12 protein-coding genes are annotated in these 19,501 nt (G+C 71.6%); 5 read left to right on the top strand and 7 right to left on the bottom strand.

What is annotated here, in order from left to right; translation table 11 throughout:
- Nucleotides 1-121 precede the first annotated feature (121 nt).
- The 4 genes from C8K30_RS23145 to C8K30_RS23125 form a co-directional block, all read right to left on the bottom strand.
- Nucleotides 122-3,526 carry a S8 family serine peptidase gene (locus C8K30_RS23145; RefSeq protein ID WP_146197574.1) on the bottom strand — a complete coding sequence of 1,135 codons (3,405 nt, stop codon included), beginning with the start codon at nucleotides 3,524-3,526 and terminating at the stop codon, nucleotides 122-124.
- A gap of 145 nt (nucleotides 3,527-3,671) precedes the next feature.
- Complete coding sequence (locus C8K30_RS31840; protein WP_369940951.1) at nucleotides 3,672-6,425, bottom strand: dipeptide ABC transporter ATP-binding protein; 2,754 nt, start codon at nucleotides 6,423-6,425, stop codon at nucleotides 3,672-3,674.
- On the bottom strand, nucleotides 6,422-7,369 hold the full coding sequence (locus tag C8K30_RS23130) for an ABC transporter permease (RefSeq protein WP_108495268.1): 948 nt from the start codon (nucleotides 7,367-7,369) through the stop codon (nucleotides 6,422-6,424). The genes C8K30_RS31840 and C8K30_RS23130 overlap by 4 nt, the downstream gene beginning before the upstream one ends.
- A 26-nt stretch (nucleotides 7,370-7,395) precedes the next feature.
- Complete coding sequence (locus C8K30_RS23125; RefSeq protein WP_108495267.1) at nucleotides 7,396-8,916, bottom strand: ABC transporter substrate-binding protein; 1,521 nt, start codon at nucleotides 8,914-8,916, stop codon at nucleotides 7,396-7,398.
- Between the two features lie 147 nt (nucleotides 8,917-9,063).
- Here C8K30_RS23125 and C8K30_RS23120 point away from each other — a divergent pair, with 147 nt between their 5' ends.
- Nucleotides 9,064-9,885, top strand: a complete 822-nt coding sequence (locus C8K30_RS23120) for an exodeoxyribonuclease III (protein ID WP_108495266.1) — start codon at nucleotides 9,064-9,066, stop codon at nucleotides 9,883-9,885.
- 146 nt (nucleotides 9,886-10,031) lie between these two features.
- On the top strand, nucleotides 10,032-11,969 hold the full coding sequence (locus C8K30_RS23115) for a septum formation family protein (RefSeq protein ID WP_108495265.1): 1,938 nt from the start codon (nucleotides 10,032-10,034) through the stop codon (nucleotides 11,967-11,969).
- Here the strand turns inward: C8K30_RS23115 and C8K30_RS23110 are convergent.
- The gene (locus tag C8K30_RS23110) at nucleotides 11,947-12,966 is read right to left on the bottom strand and encodes a winged helix-turn-helix domain-containing protein (protein ID WP_108495264.1); all 1,020 of its coding nucleotides are present in this window, start codon (nucleotides 12,964-12,966) and stop codon (nucleotides 11,947-11,949) included. The genes C8K30_RS23115 and C8K30_RS23110 overlap by 23 nt on opposite strands.
- A gap of 388 nt (nucleotides 12,967-13,354) precedes the next feature.
- Here C8K30_RS23110 and C8K30_RS23105 point away from each other — a divergent pair, with 388 nt between their 5' ends.
- Nucleotides 13,355-14,800: a family 43 glycosylhydrolase gene (locus C8K30_RS23105; RefSeq protein WP_199230660.1), complete on the top strand. Its 1,446-nt coding sequence runs from the start codon at nucleotides 13,355-13,357 to the stop codon at nucleotides 14,798-14,800.
- 59 nt (nucleotides 14,801-14,859) lie between these two features.
- Here C8K30_RS23105 and clpB read toward each other — a convergent pair whose 3' ends face one another.
- Nucleotides 14,860-17,490: an ATP-dependent chaperone ClpB gene (clpB, locus tag C8K30_RS23100; protein ID WP_108495263.1), complete on the bottom strand. Its 2,631-nt coding sequence runs from the start codon at nucleotides 17,488-17,490 to the stop codon at nucleotides 14,860-14,862.
- A 118-nt stretch (nucleotides 17,491-17,608) separates the two neighbouring features.
- On the opposite strand from clpB, the gene cpt reads away from it, so the two are divergent.
- Together cpt and C8K30_RS23090 are read left to right on the top strand one after the other, a co-directional pair.
- Nucleotides 17,609-18,166, top strand: a complete 558-nt coding sequence (cpt, locus tag C8K30_RS23095; RefSeq protein WP_108495262.1) for a chloramphenicol phosphotransferase CPT — start codon at nucleotides 17,609-17,611, stop codon at nucleotides 18,164-18,166.
- The gene (locus C8K30_RS23090) at nucleotides 18,150-18,950 is read left to right on the top strand and encodes a sulfite exporter TauE/SafE family protein (protein WP_108495261.1); all 801 of its coding nucleotides are present in this window, start codon (nucleotides 18,150-18,152) and stop codon (nucleotides 18,948-18,950) included. Before cpt ends, C8K30_RS23090 begins: the two co-directional genes overlap by 17 nt.
- A 167-nt stretch (nucleotides 18,951-19,117) precedes the next feature.
- Here the strand turns inward: C8K30_RS23090 and C8K30_RS23085 are convergent, their stop codons facing one another.
- A complete protein-coding gene (locus C8K30_RS23085) occupies nucleotides 19,118-19,366 on the bottom strand; it encodes a hypothetical protein (RefSeq protein ID WP_108495260.1) in 249 nt (82 codons plus the stop codon).
- Nucleotides 19,367-19,501 lie beyond the last annotated feature (135 nt).

Below are 19,501 nucleotides of genomic sequence, written 5' to 3'. Positions count from 1 at the left end.
AGGGCGAGGTCGTTGCACTTAACGCCCGTCAGAAACTCCCGGACGTGTCAGGCCCGCAGGTCACCCGGGTGACCTGCGGGTCTGACACGTTGCTCAGCGGACCAGGCTCAGCAGATGGGGCTCAGCGGACGCCGTAGGCGCGGATCACTGTCTGCTTGATCGTGGCGCCCGCCTTGTCCTTCGCCTCGACGCGGAGCGAGACGTGCTCCGTACCCGCCGGAACGCGCAGGTCGGCGGTGTACGCGCCGGTGCCGGTCCGGCGCAGCGTCGCCTTGCGCCAGGTGGCGCCGTCGTCGGGCGACCACCAGAAGCGAGCGTCGACGATCTTGCTGCCCGTGGTGCCGGCCTGATGGCCGACGATCACCGTGGCGGTGGTCCGCTTCGGGGCCTCGTTGGCCAGGTCCATGCCGTCGACGTCGAAGGCGACGTCGAGCACCGGCAGCTCGACCGACTCGTCCTCGGAGCCCCCGGGCTCGGCGTGGACCGTCCACTCCGTGCTCACCCGCGTGGACCGGTTCCACCAGGGGGCGTCCCGTACCCCGTCCAGGACGACGCGGTAGTCGGCGCCCTGGGCGGGGATGGGGACGCCCAGCCAGATGTCGTCGGCGTCCACCTCGGTGCCGTCCTGCCACACCCGCAGGTTCTCAAAGTCTCCGGACGACGTGATTCCATGCCGGTCGGCGTCGGTCCACGCCCCGATGTTCACGACGAGCCGGTCGCCCTGGACATCGAAGGTGTTGTGCTCCGTGAGCTGGGTATTGAGCACCGCCCCACCCAGCGTGTCGGCGGCCGCTTCACCCAGCGGATAGGCACGGAAGTCGCCGTTGATGGACATGTCTTCCGAGCCGTCACGGACGCTGAGCGACGCGCTGTTGATCCAGTTCACGTCGTTCGCGGTGACGTATTCGGTGCGGGTAGCACCGGGTTCGACCGGCCGCGAGTACCCGGGCCAGAAGATCCACTCCTTGTCGGCCAGCACGCCGAACCGGGCACTCGACATGTCGACACCGGGACCAAGGTCGGCGTAGCCGACGGTGACCGCCGTCGTGTTCTCGGACGTCGCCGCGAACGCGAGCGTCTCCACGGCCTCCTCCTGGAAGTGCATGAGGTCGTACGTGTACGCGGGCGCCTCGTCGGCGGCGGTGGGCGCCGCCAGCGCGAACGCCGCGCCGAAGCCGAAGCTGCCCTCGGTGACCGGCTCGGTCGGCGTCGCGTACACGTCGGCGTCGCCGGGGATGGTGGCGCCGAATCCGCTGATCCACGTCTGGGGCTCGTCCTGCCGAAAGACGTCGAGATAGACCTGATCCCGGTCCGCCGGCCGCTCGGTGGTCACCGAGACCGGCTCGCCCGCGGTCGCGTCGAGAACCACCGTGGTGTCGCTCGTGACCTCGATCTGCGGCTCCATCACCTCCGTAAGCTCGGTGATCGCGCCCTCGGCGTCCCCGTCCCACAGCTTGCCCGTCACCGAGTAGGTGCCTGCCGGGACGCGTCCGGTCCACGTCCCGTTCTCGAGCTCGCCGAACTCGCTGAACAGCGTGCCGTCGTCGACGTTCGTCACGTTCACCAGGGCTCCGCCGTCATGCCGCGCGCCGTCCCGCCCGATGCCCTCGACCGTCAGGTCGTAGCGCTCCGACTCCTTGTACCAGCCGAGGGTCGTGCGGACCACGCCGCCGTCGGCGGTGGTCGCGATCACGGCGCCGGAGGCGCGTCCCGGAGTGCCCGATGTGGTGTCCACCGTGACGTCCACGGCGGCAGTGCCGTGCGCGGGCACGGTCACGGTCGCCGCCGAGAGCGCGGCCGCATCGGCCGGCAGCGGTTCGCCGTCCGGGTCGGTGGCGTCGACCGCGAGGTCGAGCGTGACATCAGCGTCTGTCGGGTTCTCGTAGGTGAGGGTGCGCGTCTCGGAGCCCGTCTGCGGGTACGCGAGCACGCCGAAAGAGAGCGACGACGGCGAGGCCGCGACCTGCTGGTCCAGCGCGGCCGGCAGGTAGATGCGCCCGGCGCCCTCGTCCCAGACCGTCCCGGAGGTGTGCTGGGCCGAGCCCATGAGGATCGACTTGAGCTCCTGGCCAGTGAGCTCCGGCCGGGCCTGCTTGAGCACGGCCGCGGCACCCGCAACGTGCGGCGCCGCCATCGAGGTGCCAGAAACGGCGACGTGGTAGTCGTCCACGACCGTGCCCAGCTCCGTCCCGGCCCCGCGGGCAGCGACGATCTCGTCACCAGGGGCGGTCACGTCCGGCTTGAGGGCGTAGTCCCCGCCGCGCGGGCCACGGCTCGAGAACCAGGTGACGTCGTCGGCGTCATCCACCGCACCGACGGTCAGCGCCGCGTCGGCGGCCCCGGGGGCACTTACCGTCCCGTACTCCCCGTCGTTGCCCGCGGAGATGACGAACAGCGTGCCGTGCTCCGCGCTCAGCGCGTTCACGGCCAGCGATCCGGGGTCCGTACCGTCGCTGTAGTTCCCGCGTTCGCCGAGGCTGAGGTTGACGATGTCGGCCCCCTGGCCGGCGGCCCACTCCATCCCGTCGATCACCCAGGACGTCTCGCCGTAGCCGTCGTCGTCCAGGACCTTGCCGACCAGAAGATCGGCGCCCGGAGCCACCCCGCGGTTCACGCCGTCGGACGCGTCGCCCGAGCCGAGCGCGATGGAGGCGACGTGCGTGCCGTGCCCGACGCGGTCCGACGTGCTCCCCGAACCGGTGAAGTCCTGCGACCCGACCATCACGTCGTCCAGGTCCGGATGCGTCGTGTCCACGCCGGTGTCGAGGACCGCCACTGTGACGCCCTCACCCGTGTACCCGGCGGCCCACGCCTCCGGCGCGCCGATCTGAGGCGTCGAGTCCGCGTCGAGCGCCCGGACCGGAGCGTCCAGCCAGACCTTGAGGTCGGGCGGCGTGTCCGCCGTCGTCCGGGCGTCAGCGCGCGGCTCGTGGAGGGCCGCCAGCAGGTCGGCCGCCGCGTCGCGGTCGAGGTCCGCCGCCACGGCGTCGACGGACTCCAGCTTGCGTTCCGGCTCGATACCCAGGCCTGCCCAGTCGGGCTCGGCCGACGCCGCCCGCCTGGCCGGCGCCTTCGCGCCGGAGGCGGTGATCGTCTGGACGATGACGGGGACGGTGCCCTGATGGGACTCCTCGTAGCCGGCCTCGGCCAGGCCCGCGACGTCGAACAGCGCCCGATCGAGGCGATCGGGGACCAGGTCGGCCACGTCCGTGGGGATCACGTACAGGCGATCGTTCTCGACCAGCTGGAGGAAGCCGACCCCCTCGCGGCCCTCCCCGGGCTCGATGCCGGTCAGCAGGGGGTGGCCGTCCGCGGTCCGCGTGAGCGTCACCCGGTCGCCCGTGATCAGCGTGACTGTCGCGGGACCAGCTCCCATCGTGGCGGACGCCGAGGTCGCGGCGGACTGTGAAGTCCCGGCGGACGCCGAGAGCCCCGGCGGGCTCGCCGGGACCGCGACCGAGGCCGCCGTCCCACCGCCCACCAAGACCGCGGCGAGCACCGCCGCTGCACCTGTTCTGGCACGCATCTGCTGTCTCCTTCGCGAGGTATGGGCGGCGTGTGCCGCCCGCAGCAGGGCAGACGAACGAAGAGGGCAGGGGGTTGGGCAGCGCGCGGAAGCGTCGGACCCGCAGGTCACCCGGGTGACCTGCGGGTCTGGGTCTCCGACCAGGTCAGCGCGCGAGCTGCGGGGTCGCCTCGCGGAGACGGCGCGTGTACTCGTGCTGCGGGTCGTCGTAGACCTGAGCGGTCGGGCCCTGCTCCACGATCAGGCCGTCGCGCATCACCGCGACGTGGTCGCAGACGTGCCGCACCACGCCCAGGTCGTGCGACACGAGCAGCAGCGTCAGGGCGTGCTCGTCCGCGAGCCGCGCGAGCAGGTCCAGCACCTGCCGCCGCACGGAGACGTCGAGCGCGCTGACCGGCTCGTCCGCCACGAGGATGCGCGGCCGGCACACCAGGGCCCGCGCGATCGCTATGCGCTGCCGCTGCCCGCCCGAGAACTGGTGCGGGTACCGCTCGGTCGCGTCGAGCGGCAGCCCGACGGCGTCCAGCATCTCGCGCACCGCGTCGCGCCGGGCGGACGCCGTCCGGGGGCCGCCGTCACGGACGTTCGCCGGGTTCAGGAGCGGCTCCGCGACGATGTCGCCGACGGTCATCCTCGGATCGAGCGAGCCGTACGGGTCCTGGAACACGAGCTGCAGGGCGGCGCGCAGGTCGCCCAGCCCGGGCGACGCCGTCGGCCCGCCCGCACCGCGCGCGCTACTCGCGCCTCGTGCGCCGCCCGCACCGCGTGCGCCGCCCGCACGGCGTGGGCCGCGTGCAATTCGTGCGCCGCCCGCACCGCGTGCGCCGGACGGCGGGCCGCTGAACGCCGCGCTCAGGTCCACGCCCGCACTCGTGACCCGGCCCGACGTCGCGCGATCCAGCCCAGCCACGATCCGCAGCAGCGTCGACTTGCCGGACCCGGACTCCCCGACGATCCCGAACCGCTGCCCCTCCTGAACCTCCAGTGAGACCCCCCGCAGCGCCTGCACCGTCGACCCCCGCCCGCGATAGCTGCGGCTCATATCCTCAACCTGGATGACAGGTTTGACCATGCGGTTGCTACGGGATCCGGCGTCAGATCCCGTAGCAACCGCATGGTCAAACATGGGCTGCGCCGTCGCCTCCGCGCGCCCCGCCAAGGGTTCGAGGGTCGACGCAGCAAGCAGCCGCTTCGTGTAGTCGTGCCGCGGGTTCGCGAAGACGTCGGCGACCGGGCCCTCCTCGACCACCACGCCGTCGAGCAGCACCACGACCCGCTCACAGACCTGGGACACCACGGCGAGGTCGTGCGTGATGAACAGCAGGCCGGCGCCCCGATCGCGGACCAGCCGCACCATGAGGTCCAGCACCTGCCGCTGCACGGTGACGTCGAGGGCGGTGGTCGGCTCGTCCGCCACCAGCACCGCCGGGTCGTTGGCCAGCGCCATCGCCAGCACCACCCGCTGCCGCTGCCCGCCCGAGAGCTCGTGCGGGTACCGGCGGGCGGCGCCGTCCGGCAGGCCGACCTCGGCCAGCAGGTCCGCGGCCCGCTGCGTCGCCGCCCGGCGTGTGGCCCCGTGCACCGTCATGGTCTCCGCGACCTGGCGGCCGACGCGCAGCAGCGGGTTCAGGGCCGTCATCGGCTCCTGGAACACCATCGAGATCTCCCGGCCACGCAGCCGGGCCAGGGCCCGCTCGCCCCGGTCCAGGAGGTTCCCCTCCGCCCCGGCGAGGCCGACGTGCCCGGTGGCCGCGACGCCGTCGGGCAGCAGGCCGAGCGCGACGAGGGCGGTCATGGTCTTGCCCGAGCCGGACTCGCCGATCAGGCCCACCCGCTCGCCCGCGGCGATGCTCAGGGAGACGTCGTCCAGGAGGGTGCGGCCGCCTGCGGTGCGGACGGTGAGGTCCCGCAGGTCGAGGGCCGGGGTGTCGACGGGCTCGACCGAGGGGGACGGCTCGACCGACAGGGAGTGGGACGTCCCGGCCTCCGCCGTCGGGCCGATGCCGGCGAGCCGCGGGTCGAAGACGTCCCGCAACCCGTCGCCCAGCAGGTTGAACCCGAGCACCGCCACCGCGACCGCGACGCCCGGCACGATCGCGAGGTGGTCGGCGGTGCCGAGGAACTGCTGCGACTCCTGCAGCATGCGGCCCCACGACGGCGTCGGCGGGGGCGTGCCCAGGCCGAGGAAGGACAGCCCGGCCTCGGCGAGCACGGCGATCGCGAAGTTCACCGAGCACTGCACCAGCACGGTGCCGGCGATGTTGGGCAGCACGTGCCGCGCCGCGATCGCAAGCTCCCCGCGGTTCGCCGCGCGGGCGGCGAGCACGTAGTCGGACCGCATCACCTGCAGGGTCCCGCTTCGCGCCACGCGTGCGAAGGCCGGGATCGAGCCGATGCCGAGCGCAACCATCGCCGTCACCGTCCCCGCGCCGTAGACCGCGCCCAGCACGATCGCCAGCAGCAGGCCGGGGAACGCCAGCAGAATGTCGCTGCCCCGCATGAGGAGCGCGCCGAGCCGGCCGCCGCGCATCCCCGCGAGCACGCCGAGCGGCACGCCCGCGACCGCGGCTATCCCTACCGCCACCAGCCCCACCAGCAACGTGATCTGCGCACCGGCCATGACCTGCGAGAACACGTCGCGGCCGAACCGGTCGGTGCCGAACCAGTGCTCGGCGCCCGGCGGCAGGAGGCGCTCGGCACCGGCGTGCTCCGGGTCGTACGGGGTCCAGACGAGCGACACCAGGGCCGTGACCACGACCAGCCCCACCAGCCCCGCACCGATGACAAGCTGGGGGTGCGGGCCCGGGCGTCGGCGGGTTCCGCCGGCCGGCCCGAGGTCGGGCAGCGGCTGCGCGGCGCCGTCGGCGGACCCGGTGGTGACCGTGGCCGGGCCGGTCATGACGCCCTCCTCAGCCGGGGGTCCAGCAGCGTGTACGCGAGGTCGACCAGGAAGTTCAGCAGCACCACCAGCACGACGAGCACCGCCACTATCGACTGCACGGCGAGCAGGTCGCGGTTGCCCACCGAGTCCAGCAGGAGGCTGCCGAGGCCGGGCACGGCGAAGACCCGCTCGATCACGACGGCGCCGATCAGCATGGACGCGATCTGCACGCCCACCACCGTCACGATCGGCACGCCGGCGTTGCGCAGCCCGTGCTTCACGAGCGCGCCCGTGAAGGTGAGCCCCTTGGCGCGGGCCGTGCGCAGAAAGTCCTCGCGCATGATCTCCAGCACGGCGCTGCGCACGTACCGTGTGATGATCGCCGCCTGTACGGAGCCCAGCGCGAGCGCCGGCAACAGCACGTGCCGCCAGAACTCCGTGAGCCCGTCGACGGGCACGGTCCAGCCGCCCGACGGCAGCCAGCCCAGGCGCACCGCGAACAGCGAGATGAGCAGCACGCCCACCAGGAAGTTCGGCACGGCCACGCCCACCTGGCTCACGGCGGACAGGGTCACGCCACCCGCGTTCCGGTGCCAGACGGCGGCCAGCGTGCCCAGCGGCACCGCCACCACCAGGGCGATCAGCATGCCGAGCAGCACGAGGATGCCCGTCACCTGCACCCGGTCCGCGACCAGCGGCGTCAGGTCCTGCGACGTCACGTAGCTGGTGCCGAGGTCCCCCGTGAGCAGCCCGCCCACCCATTGCAGGTATTGGGCGAGCAACGGTCCGTCGGTGCCGTGCTCGGCGCGCCAGCCCGCGAGCGCCTCCGGGGAGGCCTCAATCCCGAGGGCGACGATCGCGGGGTCGCCGGGCAGCACGCGCAGCAGCACGAAGATCGCCGCCGTCGCTACGAGGAGCGTGGCGGCGAGCTGCGCGACATGCGAGGCGAGGTGTCTGACCACGGATGGTTGTCCGGCGTCGGGCCGGGTCAGCTGTCGGACCAGCGCAGGCCGGTCAGGTCCATCGACTCCGTCGTCGCGTTCGCGGCGATGCCCGTCAGGCCGGCGTCGGCCACCACGGTGTTGGGGAAGAGGAACAGCGGGTCGCTCGCGGCGTCGTCGACGATCATCCGGGCGACCTCCTGCATGCCCGCTACGTACTGGTCGGGGCTGCCCTCGTCGGCCTCCTCGGCTACCTGGCTGAGCTGCGGGTTGTCGTAGCCGATGTAGTAGTCGGGGTCGCCGAAGATCGTCAGTATGTCCCGGGCCTCGGTGTGGAGGATCACTGACATCTGGTAGTCGTGCTCGGTGAACACCTTGTCCAGCCAGACGGCGGGGAACTCGGCCGGGACGATCTTCGCGTCGATCCCGACGTCCTTGAGCTGCGACACCACTACCTGGGCGACCGCCTCGGCGTACGGGCGAGTCGGGACGTCGAACGTGATGCTCAGGTCCTCGGCGCCGGCCTCGGCGAGCAGCTCCCGCGCCTTGTCCGGGTCGTAGGGGTATGCGTCCGTCAGGTCCTGGTAGTACGGGTCGGTGGGCGGGACCATCGACCCGATGAGCTCCCCGTGCCCGGCCCATGCGGTGTCGAGGACCGCCTGCCGGTCGATCGCGTACATGATCGCCTGGCGCACCCTGAGGTCGTCGAAGGGCGGCGCGGCGTTGTTCAGCGCGAGCAGGACCTCTCCCGTCGAGGTGCCGTCGATGACCTGCAGGTTCTCGTCCTGCTGGAGGCTGGACAGCAGGTCCGGGGCCTGCATGTTGTACGCCATGTCGATGTCGCCGGCGCGGACCGCGTTGGCCTGGGCGTTGGCGTCGGCGAAGTAGCGGACGGTGACGTCGGTGATCGCGGGCGCCTCGCCCCAGTAGTCGTCGCGGGCGGCGAGCGTGACGTGCTCGCCGGTGGCGACGTCCTCGACCGTGTAGGGACCGGTGCCGACCGCCTCGGTCGCGAGGTCTGCGGACAGGTCGTCCGGGAACATGGCGCCGACGGACGTCCCCATGTCGAACAGCCACGAGTTGCTCGGGTGCTGCAGGGTCACGGCGACCTCGGTGTCGCTGATCGCCTCGGCCTTCTCCACCACGTCCATCTTGGACTTGAGGCTCAGCGTCCAGTCGTCCTGGACCCGGTCGATCGACGCGACGACGTCGTCCGCCGTGAAGGGCGAGCCGTCGGAGAACGTCACGCCCTCGTGCAGCTTGAACGTGTAGACGGTGCGGTCCCCGTTGATCTCCCACGACTCGGCGAGCTGCGGCTGTACCTCGCCCTCCTGGTCGATCGTCACCAGGCCCTCGTACACGTTGTTCATCAGCAGCTGCGGGATGGCCGAGCCCGACGTGGTCGTGAAGTCGAGGTTGGTCGGCTCCCCGGTCAGCCCGACGACGACGTCCGTGCGCCCCTCTCCCGAGGCCTCGCCGGACGAGCTTCCGGCAGAGCACGCCCCGAGCACCGCGGTGGTGAGAGCGACGGCGGCGCCGACGGCGATACGCCTGGTGAGGATCTGCACGAAACCAGGGTAGTCGGGGTGAAACCGCTCGGTTGTCAGGGTCCCAGAAGTGCGGCGGGAATCACAGCGACGCCGTCCTGACGCCGGTAGGCGTACTTGCCGGTCGGGTCGAGGAGCCATCGGAGTACCGCAAGTACGCTGGCCCACGTGCGCCTCGTCACCTGGAACGTCAACTCCATCCGCACGCGTCTCGACCGCGCGCTCGCCTTCCTCGACCGGTCGCAGACCGACGTCCTGGCGATCCAGGAGACCAAGTGCCGGGACGACCAGTTCCCGACGGCGGCCTTCGAGGCCGCCGGGTACCAGGTGGCGCACTTCGGGCTGTCGCAGTGGAACGGCGTGGCGATCGCGTCCCGCGTCGGCCTGGACGACGTCGCCACCCAGTTCCCGGGCCAGCCCGGTTTCGCCAAGGTGCTCGACGACGGCCCCGATGCGCTGCTCGACGTCGCACCGCCGGTCGAGGCTCGGGCGATCGGCGCGACCTGCGGCGGCGTCCGTGTGTGGAGTCTGTACGTGCCGCACGGCCGCGCGCTCGACGACCCGCACTACACCTACAAGCTGGCCTGGCTGGAGGCCCTGCGGGCCTCGGCACGGACCTGGGCCGACGCCGGTGACGCCGTCGCGCTCACGGGTGACTGGAACGTGATCCCGCTGGACACCGACGTGTACAACGCCGCGGACTTCGCGGGCAAGACACACGTGTCCCCGCCGGAACGGGCGGCGTTCGAGGCGTTCGGCGGGGCCGGCTACACGGAGCTGACGCGGAAGTTCCTCCCGGAGGAGCACACCTACACCTACTGGGACTACCAGCAGCTCGCCTTCCCGCGGAACAAGGGGCTGCGGATCGACTTCTGCTGGGCGTCGCCCGCGCTCGCGGGCCGCGCGTCGGGTGCCGTGATCGACCGGGACGAGCGCAAGGGCAAGGGCGCCTCCGACCATGTCCCCGTGATCGTCGACCTTATGGACTGATCTGTCACGAGTTCCGGGCGCGATGCGCCCAGGTTCCACTCGCGATGGGGAAATCAGCGGGTGAAGTTGTCCATAAATGGAGCGCACCGAAAGTGGGTGCCCTCCTGGTAGCAAGGTCGTTGCCGAATGTCGGTAAGTTAACCTGCATGACGTCGAAGCCCGACCAGTCCCCGGCCGCCACCGAAGTCGCCGAGGTTGCTGCAAAGGATCCCGTAGCGAAGGCGTCCGCGGTCGGGTCGGAGCCCGATCCCGCGCCCGACACCCTCACCGGCAAGGACGACGGCGCGAGCGGCGCGGAGACGTCAGGGCAGGCCGGCGACGCTCCCGAGGCTGCCGATGGCGAGGCGTCCGAGCCTGCGGACAAGATCATTGAGTCGGCGCCGACCGCGGAGGTGCCAACCGCGGAGGTGCCGACCGCGGAGGTGCCGACCAAGGGCGACGAGACCGCAGAGTCGGCGGCCGTGGAGACCCCGGTCGCCAAGATCGCGGGCGCCAAGACGGCGGCCGCCGAGAATGCGGCTCCAGAAACCACGGCTCCAGAAACCACGACTTCGGAGACCACGACTTCGGAGACCACGACTTCGGAGACCGACGAGGATTCCTCGCCCGCGCCGACGGCGGAGGCGTCGTCCGCGTCGGAGCCTGAGGCAGAGAGTGTGGAGGCGGCAGCCAAGGGTGAAGCGAAGCTCGCCCCGGAGGCCGAGCCGACCCTGGCCGAGCCCGCCGCAGAGGCGGAGCCCACGCCCGAACCGCAGGCCGCGGAACCCGCCGCGCCCGCCGAACCTGCTGAGCCCGCCACGCCGACCAAGCCCGCGCCGAGATCCCCGAGCCGTCCGCAGCCTAACCAGGCGCCCACCGAGGAGATCGCCGTCGTTCCGCCGACCGCGCGGTCGACGCCCGAACCCGCGGAAGCAGCGGCGCCGAGCCCCGAACCCGCGACGGAGCGGAGGGAAGCAGTGGAGCTGCGGGCGAACGGCGCCGCCGACAGCAAACCCGCCGCGCCCGCCGCCGTCGATCAGGGCGAGGCCGGCGCCAAGTCGCCGTCGAGCAGTGAGGCGGCCCCGGACGTCGACGAGACGTTCGACTTCAAGGCCCTCTCCTTCGCGGCGATCGCCGCAGCGCACAAGAAGGCGCTGGGGCCGCGCACCGTCGCAAGTGAGGTCGAGAAGCCCGAGGGGCAGAAGGCCGACGAGCAGAAGGCCGAGGACGAGGCCTCTCCTGCAGGCGCGCCCGCGGATGGGCCCCCCGCCGCGCCCGCGGACGAGGCCCCCACCAAAGAAGTTCCCGCCAAGGAAGCTCCCCCGGAGGAACCGTCCGCCGGGGAGAAAGTTCCGGCCGAGACGCCGGAACTCTTCGCGCCGCCCGCGACGCGCACCCCGCCAGAGCCTGCGCCACCGAGCCCGTTCCCGACGCAGACCGCCCCGCCGCAGCATCAGCCGGTCGCGCCGACGCAGGCGCAGCCTTCCGCCACGCCGCCGTCGCCGTTCCCCGTTTCGCGCGGCGGTTCGGCGCACTCGTTCCCGGCCGTGCACGACTACGCGCCCGAGGCCTCGTACGCCGGCTGGCGCCCGCCCACGCCGGCCGACGAGACCGCGAAGCGGCGTCGGTTCGCGCTGATCGGCGGAGCGGTGCTGGCCGTGGTGGCCGTCGTAGCGGTGATCGCCATCATCGCGAACGTGGTCAGCAGGCAGCAGTGGGAGCCGATCGACGCGATGATCGCGGAGCCCCAGGAGGTTCACCCGCTGCAGCTGGTGCTCGGCTCGTGCGTGGAGACCGTTCCCGCGGACGGGGAGATCTCCGAGGTGCTCGCGGTTCCCTGCGATGCCTCGCACACCGCGCAGGTGGTGGGCCGCACCGACTTCGCCGACGCCGCCGTCTGGCCGGGCCGGGACGAGGTCGACAAGCGCATCGCGCAGGTGTGCGGCACCAAGCAGCTCGGTCCGACGGCGCGCACGAGCCCGGTCACGAACTCGGTGAGCTACGTGGTCTGGGGGCCCAGCGAGGAGTCGTGGGGCGACGGCGACCGCGTCGGCCTGTGCCTGGCGACCACGGCGGAACCGATCACAGAGGATCTGCTGCAGTAGCCGTCAGCGGCGTCGGGACTCGCCCGCCGCCGTCCAGCAAGGTCCGGCCCAACGGGGTCAGCGCGTGGATCACGGTGTTGCGCTCACGCTCGCTGGCGATGAGCCCGGCATTGCGCAGCACCGTGGCGTGCTCCGAGGCCGACGCCGGCGAGATCGCGAGCCGCTGCGCCAGCTCGCTGGTCGTCGCCCCGGTGTCGAGCGCGCGCAGCACCGCGGCCCGCGTGCGCCCGAGGAGTGCGGTGAGCTGACGGCCGCCGTCGGCCCGTTTCTCGAAGTTCCGGTCCGTCCAGACCTGCTCGTGGGCGATCGGGTAGAGCAGCAGCGGCTGAAGCTCGGGGTCGGCCAGCGAGATCGGGGCACGATGGCAGAAGTACGACGGGATGATCAGCAGGCCGCGACCGGCCAGGTGGACGTCCCGCTCCGCGGCCGTCGAGACCGACAGCACGGGATGCTCCCACCGGATCGAGGGGTGCAGGGTCCGGAGCGCGTGCTCGGTGCCGCCCTCCACCCAGGCGCGGGTACGCGCGGCCCGGTCGAGGTCGACGGCCGCACGGATCCCGCTCCAGTACGGCCCGACCGCCTGCTCGTAGTAGGTGCGCATAGCAACGCCCAGCCCGCGCAGGGCCGGCGCGGACCCGTCGGCGAGGTCACGCATCCAGAGATGCGGCTTCTTGCCCCGCGCGAGCCGCGAGATGTCGTGGCGGAGCCGGGCCGGCGGTGTGGACAACACCGCGTCGAGCCCGACCTCGAAGTCTTCGGCGCCGGTCAGGGGCGTGAGGAAGTCCGGCGAGTAGCCCTGCGGCGGCGTCAGGCGCAGCAGCATCCGTGCCGCCGGCGGCAGGCCGGACAACACTCGCCCGCGCCAGGGCCCGAACAGGATCGAGCCCGAACGCTGGTTCACCACGTGGGCGCTGAGCAGCGTCTCCCACATGGGGTCCGGGCCCGGCGCGATCCGAACCCGGGCAAGATCATCCGAAGTGAAGTGGAACCGCAGCACCGGGCCCTCCCTGACCGTCTGCCTCTCCCAATGGCTCCCATCGGCTCGCCCCCCGCGCGCCCTTACCGTGCTGAGCCTGTGCACGGCATGCCCGCACACAGATTCACCCGCACACAGAGGGACGTACGGGATTTCCGGTTATGAACGAGCGGGCAGCCACCTGCACAACACCATCACATACTGGCGTCGGTCGGCTCGGACGCCCGACCGCTACGTCGTCGGTCGACCCCCCGAGGATCGCAGACCCGGGCGGGGCGCCGCGTCGGCCGATCGGCGTAACGGGCAGTCCGTCGGTCGGCGGACACCGGGCTGCACGCCCAGCCTTGACCGGAGCATCCTGGTGCGGCACCGTACGCCATGTTAGCGCTCACATGACAAAGGAGTCGCCTTGAGCATCCTCGCCCGTATCCGACGGCGTACCGTCGCCGCCCTCGCCGTCGCCGCGTCGGTCCTCGCGCTGGTCGCAGCGCCCGCGGCCGCCCAGTTCATCGACGTACCGAACCCGCTGGTGCAGCAGCGCGCCGACACGGCGATCTACAAGCACACCGACGGCTACTACTACATGACCGCCTCCGTGCCCGACTACAAGCGGGTCGAGGTGCGCCGTTCCCAGACCCTTGAGGGCCTCGCCACCGCGACGCCCGTCACCGCGTTGACCGCGCCGTCCACCGGCAACCTCAGCGGCTGGATCTGGGCGCCCGACATCCAGTACGTCGACGGCGCGTGGTACCTCTACTTCTCGGCGTCACCGAGCACCTCACAGTTCGCGCAGCGCCTCTACTGGATGAGGAACACGTCGGCGGACCCCACCACCGGCACGTGGACCGCACCCGCGCGGGTGACGACCGGCTGGGAGTCGTTCCAGCTCGACCCGGCGTCGTTCACGGTGAACGGCACCCGGTACTTCACGTGGGCGCAGGACAGCCCGAGCACCAGCTACAACAGCCACATGTACCTGGCGCGGATGACGTCGCCGACGACGATCGACACAGCGTCGGCGATCGAGATCGCCCGGCCGACGTACTCGTGGGAGATGGAGGGCGTCGCCGGCGTGGTCGAGGGCCCGTCGCCGCTGGTCAGGAACGGGAAGGTGTTCATCGCGTACTCCGCTTCGGCGACCGACTCCCGGTACAAGCTGGGCCTCCTCTCGGCGTCCGCGTCGGCGAACCTGCTGGACCCCGCCTCCTGGACCAAGAAGTCGACGCCCGTCTTCCAGACCGCCAACGGCGTCTACGGTCCGGGCCACGGCAGCTTCACCGTCGCCGAGGACGGCGTGACCGACATGCTGATCTTTCACGCGCGCGACTACGCCACCCCGACGCCGGACGCTCTCACGGACCCCAACCGGCACACGCGGGCCCAGCAGCTCTACTGGTCGGACACGGGTGACCCGTTCTTCGGCCAGCCCATCGCGAACGGCACGCGCCAGCCGGGCATCCGCGGCCAGTACAGCGACAAGTGTGTCGACGACTACGAGTGGAACAGGGCCGATGGCGCCCTCGTGCGCCTCTACACGTGCAGCTCGAACTCCGTTCAGAAGTGGGAGTTCACCTACGTCAACGGCTACTACCGGATCAAGAACCTCTACGCCGGCAAGTGCCTCGACAACCTTGGCGGTGCCACGGCCAACAACTCCGACGTGGGTCTGTGGACCTGCAACGGCGGCAGCAACCAGGACTGGTCGGTCCAGGACCGAGGGAACGGCTGGTTCTCGCTCCGGAACCGGACCTCGGGGCTGTGCCTCGACAACTACGAGTGGAACGCCGCCAACGGCGCGCGCCTGTCGATGTACGCGTGCAACGGCACCGGCGCCCAGCTCTGGCGCAGGGGCTGACCAGCCCTCGCCCGGTCCCGGTGGCCCGCCCGCGCGCGGGGGCCACCGGGACCAGCGGTTCAGCCCGCCAGGATCGCCGGCTTCAGCGTGAGGCCCTCCCCGTCGTCGGCGCGGTCCACCAGCACCGTGTCGCCGTCGGTCACCTCGCCCGTGAGCAGGAGCCGCGCCAGGCGGTCGCCGATCTCGCGCTGCACCAGGCGGCGCAGCGGCCGGGCACCGTACGCCGGGTCGAATCCCTCCAGAGCGAGCCACTCGCGCGCCGCCTCGGTGACGTCGAGCGTGATGCGACGGTCCTCGAGCCGCTTCGCGAAGGCCCCGACCTGCAGCTCCACGATGCTGCCGAGCTCTGCCAGCGTCAGCGCGTCGAAGACCACCACGTCGTCGAGCCGGTTCAGGAACTCCGGCTTGAACGCGGCCCGCACGGCCGTCATCACCGACTCGCGCCGCTCCTCGTCCGACAGCATCGGCTCCATGAGGAACTGCGATCCGAGGTTCGAGGTCAGCACCAGGATCGTGTTGCGGAAGTCGACGGTGCGGCCCTGGCCGTCGGTGAGGCGGCCGTCGTCGAGCACCTGGAGCAGGATGTCGAAGACCTCGGGGTGCGCCTTCTCCACCTCGTCCAGCAGCACCACCGAATAGGGCCGACGCCGGACGGCCTCCGTGAGCTGGCCACCCTCCTCGTACCCGACGTACCCCGGGGGCGCGCCGACGAGCCGCGCCACGGAGTGCTTCTCCCCGTACTCGGACATGTCGATGCGCACCATCGCGCGCTCATCGTCGAACAGGAAGTCCGCCAGCGCCTTGGCGAGCTCGGTCTTGCCCACGCCCGTGGGGCCGAGGAACAGGAACGAGCCGGTGGGCCGGTCGGGGTCGGAGACGCCGGCCCGGGTGCGCCGTACGGCGTCCGACACCGCGGCGACGGCGGTCTGCTGCCCGATGAGGCGGGCCCCGATGACCTCCTCCATGTGCAGGAGCTTCTCGGACTCGCCCTGCAGCAGCCGCCCGGCCGGGATGCCGGTCCATGCGGCGACCACCTCGGCGATCTCGTCGGCGCCGACCTTGTCGGCGATCATCGGCGGCTCGGTGTTCTCGGGGCCGAGGCCGTCCGGCTCGTCCTCCGATCCGGCCTCTTCCTCCTCCGCCGCCACGAGCTCCTTCTCGACCACCGGGATCTCGCCGTACTGGATGCGCGCGGCACCCTCGAGGTCGCCCTCGCGCAGCTTGCGCTCGGCGTCGGTGCGCAGCTCGTCGAGGTGAGCGCGGAGATCACCGACGCGATTGTGCCCGGCCTTCTCGGACTCCCAGCGTGCGGTGAGCGCCGCCAGTGCCTCGCGGCGGTCCGCCAGGTCGGCCCGGAGGCGCTCCAGCCGGTCCTTGGACGCGGCGTCCTCGGACTCGGACAGCACCACCTCTTCCATCTCGAGGCGCGTGACGGCGCGTTGCAGCTCGTCGATCTCGATCGGGGAGGAGTCGAGCTCCATGCGCAGCCGGGACGCGGCCTCGTCGACCAGGTCGATCGCCTTGTCGGGGAGCTGCCGGCCGGAGATGTACCGGTCCGAGAGCGACGCGGCCGCCACGAGCGCGGAGTCGGCGATCGTCACCTTGTGGTGCGCCTCGTAACGCTCCTTGAGCCCGCGCAGGATCGCCACCGTGTCCTCGACCGAAGGCTCGCCCACGAAGACCTGCTGGAACCGGCGCTCCAGGGCGGGGTCCTTCTCGATGTGCTCGCGGTACTCGTCGAGCGTGGTGGCGCCGACCATGCGCAGCTCGCCGCGGGCGAGCATGGGCTTGAGCATGTTGCCTGCGTCCATCGCGCCGTCACCGCCGGCACCCGCACCGACCACTGTGTGCAGCTCGTCGATGAAGGTGACCACCTCGCCGTCGGACGCCGTGATCTCTTCCAGCACCGCCTTGAGGCGCTCCTCGAACTCGCCGCGGTACTTCGCACCGGCGACCATCGAGGCCAGGTCGAGAGCGACCAGCCGCTTGCCCTTGAGCGACTCGGGCACGTCACCCGCGACGACCCGCTGGGCCAGCCCTTCGACGACGGCGGTCTTGCCGACACCGGGCTCGCCGATGAGCACCGGGTTGTTCTTGGTGCGGCGGCTCAGGACCTGGATCACACGGCGGATCTCCGCGTCGCGGCCGATCACCGGGTCCAGCTTGCCGTCCCGGGCGCGCTGCGTCAGGTCGGTGCCGTACTGCTCGAGCGCCTTGTAGGTGCCCTCCGGGTTGGGGCTGGTGACCCGGCCGGATCCCCGGACGGCGGGCAGGGCGGCGCGCAGCGCGTCGGCGGTCGCCCCGGCGTCGCTGAGGATCTGGGCCGCGGGCGACTGGCCGGCCGCGATGGCGACGAGCAGGTGCTCCGTGGAGACGTACTCGTCACCCAGGCCCTGCGCCTCCTTCGACGCCAGGTCCAGGACCGTCGCCGTCGCACGGCTCGCGCTCGGCTGGGCCGTGCTCGCCCCGCTGGTCTGAGGCAGCGCAACGAGGGCCGCGCGCACCTGCCGGCCGATGGCCTGCGCGTTCGCCCCGACCGCGTCGAGCAGCCCGACGGCGACGCCGCGCTCCTGCTGGAGCAGCGACGCGAGCAGATGGACGGGCTCGAGCTGCGGGTTGCCTGCTGCCGACGCCGACTGGATCGCGTCGCCGATCGCCTGCTGCGACATGGTCGTGAACTTGGTGTCCATGAGGCCTCCCAAGGGTCCTGAAGGTTGCACAAGATGAAACGAGCTCAAAGTTGAGTCTACTCCGCTCAACTTGGAATTCCACTGTAGCGCGCGTCACCGACACTCGTACCGTTGCCGCATGAACACCCAGGTCATCGTTCTCAACGGCGGGTCCAGCTCCGGCAAGTCCAGGATCGCGCGCGACCTGCAGTCCGCCCTCCCCGACGCCTGGCTCTCGCTGAGCATCGACACGCTCGTCGACGCGATGCCCGCCCGCCTGACGTCCGGCGGCGACGGGATCGGCTTCGCGGACGACGGCGGCGTCGACGTCGGGCACGAGTTCATGGTGCTGCAGGACGCCTGGATCACCGGGCTCGTCGCGATGGCGCGCGCGGGCGCGCACATAGTGGTCGACGACGTGTTTCTCGGGGGCGCCGGGTCGCAGCGGCGCTGGCTCGACGCACTGGGCGACGTGCCGACGCTCTGGGTCGGCGTGCGCTGCGACGCCGCGGTCGCCGAGGAGCGTGAGGCCGCCCGCGGCGACCGCGTGGCGGGCATGGCCGCGAAGCAGGCCGACGTCGTCCACGAGGGCGTCGCCTACGACCTGGAGGTCGACACCACGAACACCTCGTCGATGGACTGTGCGCGGACCATCGCCACACACCTGAGATCATCACGGGGTGACCGAGCAGACTGACGACTCCCTGACTCCTCCCCGCGCCGTCCTCGTCGGGATCGTCGGCGGGTCGTTCTCCGGACTGTTCGGCCTCGGCGGCGGAATCGTGATGGTGCCGCTCCTGACCTCCCTCGGCGGCCTCACCCAGCGCCGCGCCAGCGCCTACTCGCTCGCCGCGATCCTCCCGGCCGCGATCGTCGGGTCCATCCCGTACCTGACCCACGACGCCGTCGACCTGATCTCCGCCGCGCTGCTGGTTGTGGGCTCGGTGGTCGGCGCGGCGTACGGCGCGCGGCTGCTCGCCCGCGTCCCGGAGGCCCTGCTGCGCTGGCTGTTCGTCGGGGTGCTCGTCGCGGGCATCGTGCGGTCGCTGCTGGACGGGTTCGGCGAGCCGCCATCGGTCGACACCGCCGAAGGCATCCCCAGCCTGCTCGACGGTGCGGGGATGGTCGGGCTCGGCCTCGTCATGGGGATCGCGTCGGGTCTGCTCGGTATCGGCGGCGGCCAGATCGCCGTGCCGGGCCTGTCCGCCCTGTTCGACTTCGCGCCCGCGCTCGCCAAGGGCACGTCCCTGGTCGCGATGATCCCCACCGCCATCTCGGGGACCTGGGTCAACGCCCGCAACCGCCTGGTCCACCTCAAGACGGCGGCAATCATCGGCCTGGTGGCGTCCGTCTTCTCGTTCGGCGGCGCCAGCCTGTCGGTGGTGCTGCCCGACAACGTCGCCTCGATCGCTTTCGCCGCGCTCCTGGTGTTCGCGCTGATCCAGCAGATCCGCAAGGCCCTGGAGAAGCAGGGGCGCTGACGAGCACGGTCAGCAGCTTGCTGAACCTCGTTCGCCCAGATCGACACTTGGCATCAAGATCGGTCCAGCCCTGGACCGATCTCGATGCCAAGTGCCGACCTCAGCGGAAGGGCCCAGCAAGGTGCCGACTTCGGGCGCAAGAGGCCGGCAAAATGCCGAACGGCGGATCAATCCCCGCCCGACGGCGGCCCCTGGCGGTGCACCCGGATCAGGATCGGCAGGCTGACCACCAACGCGGCCGCCCTGAGCGCACCGGCGACGGGATAACCCGCTCGGACGTCGATCTCGTGGGCGATGAGGCCTCCGGCGAGCGTGCCGAGGGGGATGAGCCTCCAGCCGAGCAAGCGGTAGACGCTGTTGACCCGGCCGAGCAGGTCGAGCGGGACCAGCTCCTGCCGCCCGGAACGGCCGGGCACACAGCACATCCGGGTGAGGTGCGTTGCTCCACGTAGACAATGAGCCTTTCCCGGTAGTGGGTTAGACCTGGCGTCCGGTGGTGTGGTGGATCAGGACGAGGGCGGCGCGGGCGAGGGGGCCGATGGTCCGGGGGT

The sequence above is a fragment of the Promicromonospora sp. AC04 genome (assembly GCF_003058225.1).
In the GTDB taxonomy this organism is placed as follows: domain Bacteria; phylum Actinomycetota; class Actinomycetes; order Actinomycetales; family Cellulomonadaceae; genus Promicromonospora.
This window is presented reverse-complemented; position numbering and strand designations above follow the sequence as displayed.

What these genes read in the sequence shown, in the direction of transcription:
- cpt (WP_108495262.1), top strand. Translation starts at nt 17,609, where the DNA reads ATGAACACCCAGGTCATCGTTCTCAACGGCGGGTCCAGCTCCGGCAAG.
- C8K30_RS31840 (WP_369940951.1), bottom strand. Translation starts at nt 6,425, where the DNA reads ATGACCGGCCCGGCCACGGTCACCACCGGGTCCGCCGACGGCGCCGCG.
- C8K30_RS23145 (WP_146197574.1), bottom strand. Translation starts at nt 3,526, where the DNA reads ATGCGTGCCAGAACAGGTGCAGCGGCGGTGCTCGCCGCGGTCTTGGTG.
- C8K30_RS23115 (WP_108495265.1), top strand. Translation starts at nt 10,032, where the DNA reads ATGACGTCGAAGCCCGACCAGTCCCCGGCCGCCACCGAAGTCGCCGAG.
- clpB (WP_108495263.1), bottom strand. Translation starts at nt 17,490, where the DNA reads ATGGACACCAAGTTCACGACCATGTCGCAGCAGGCGATCGGCGACGCG.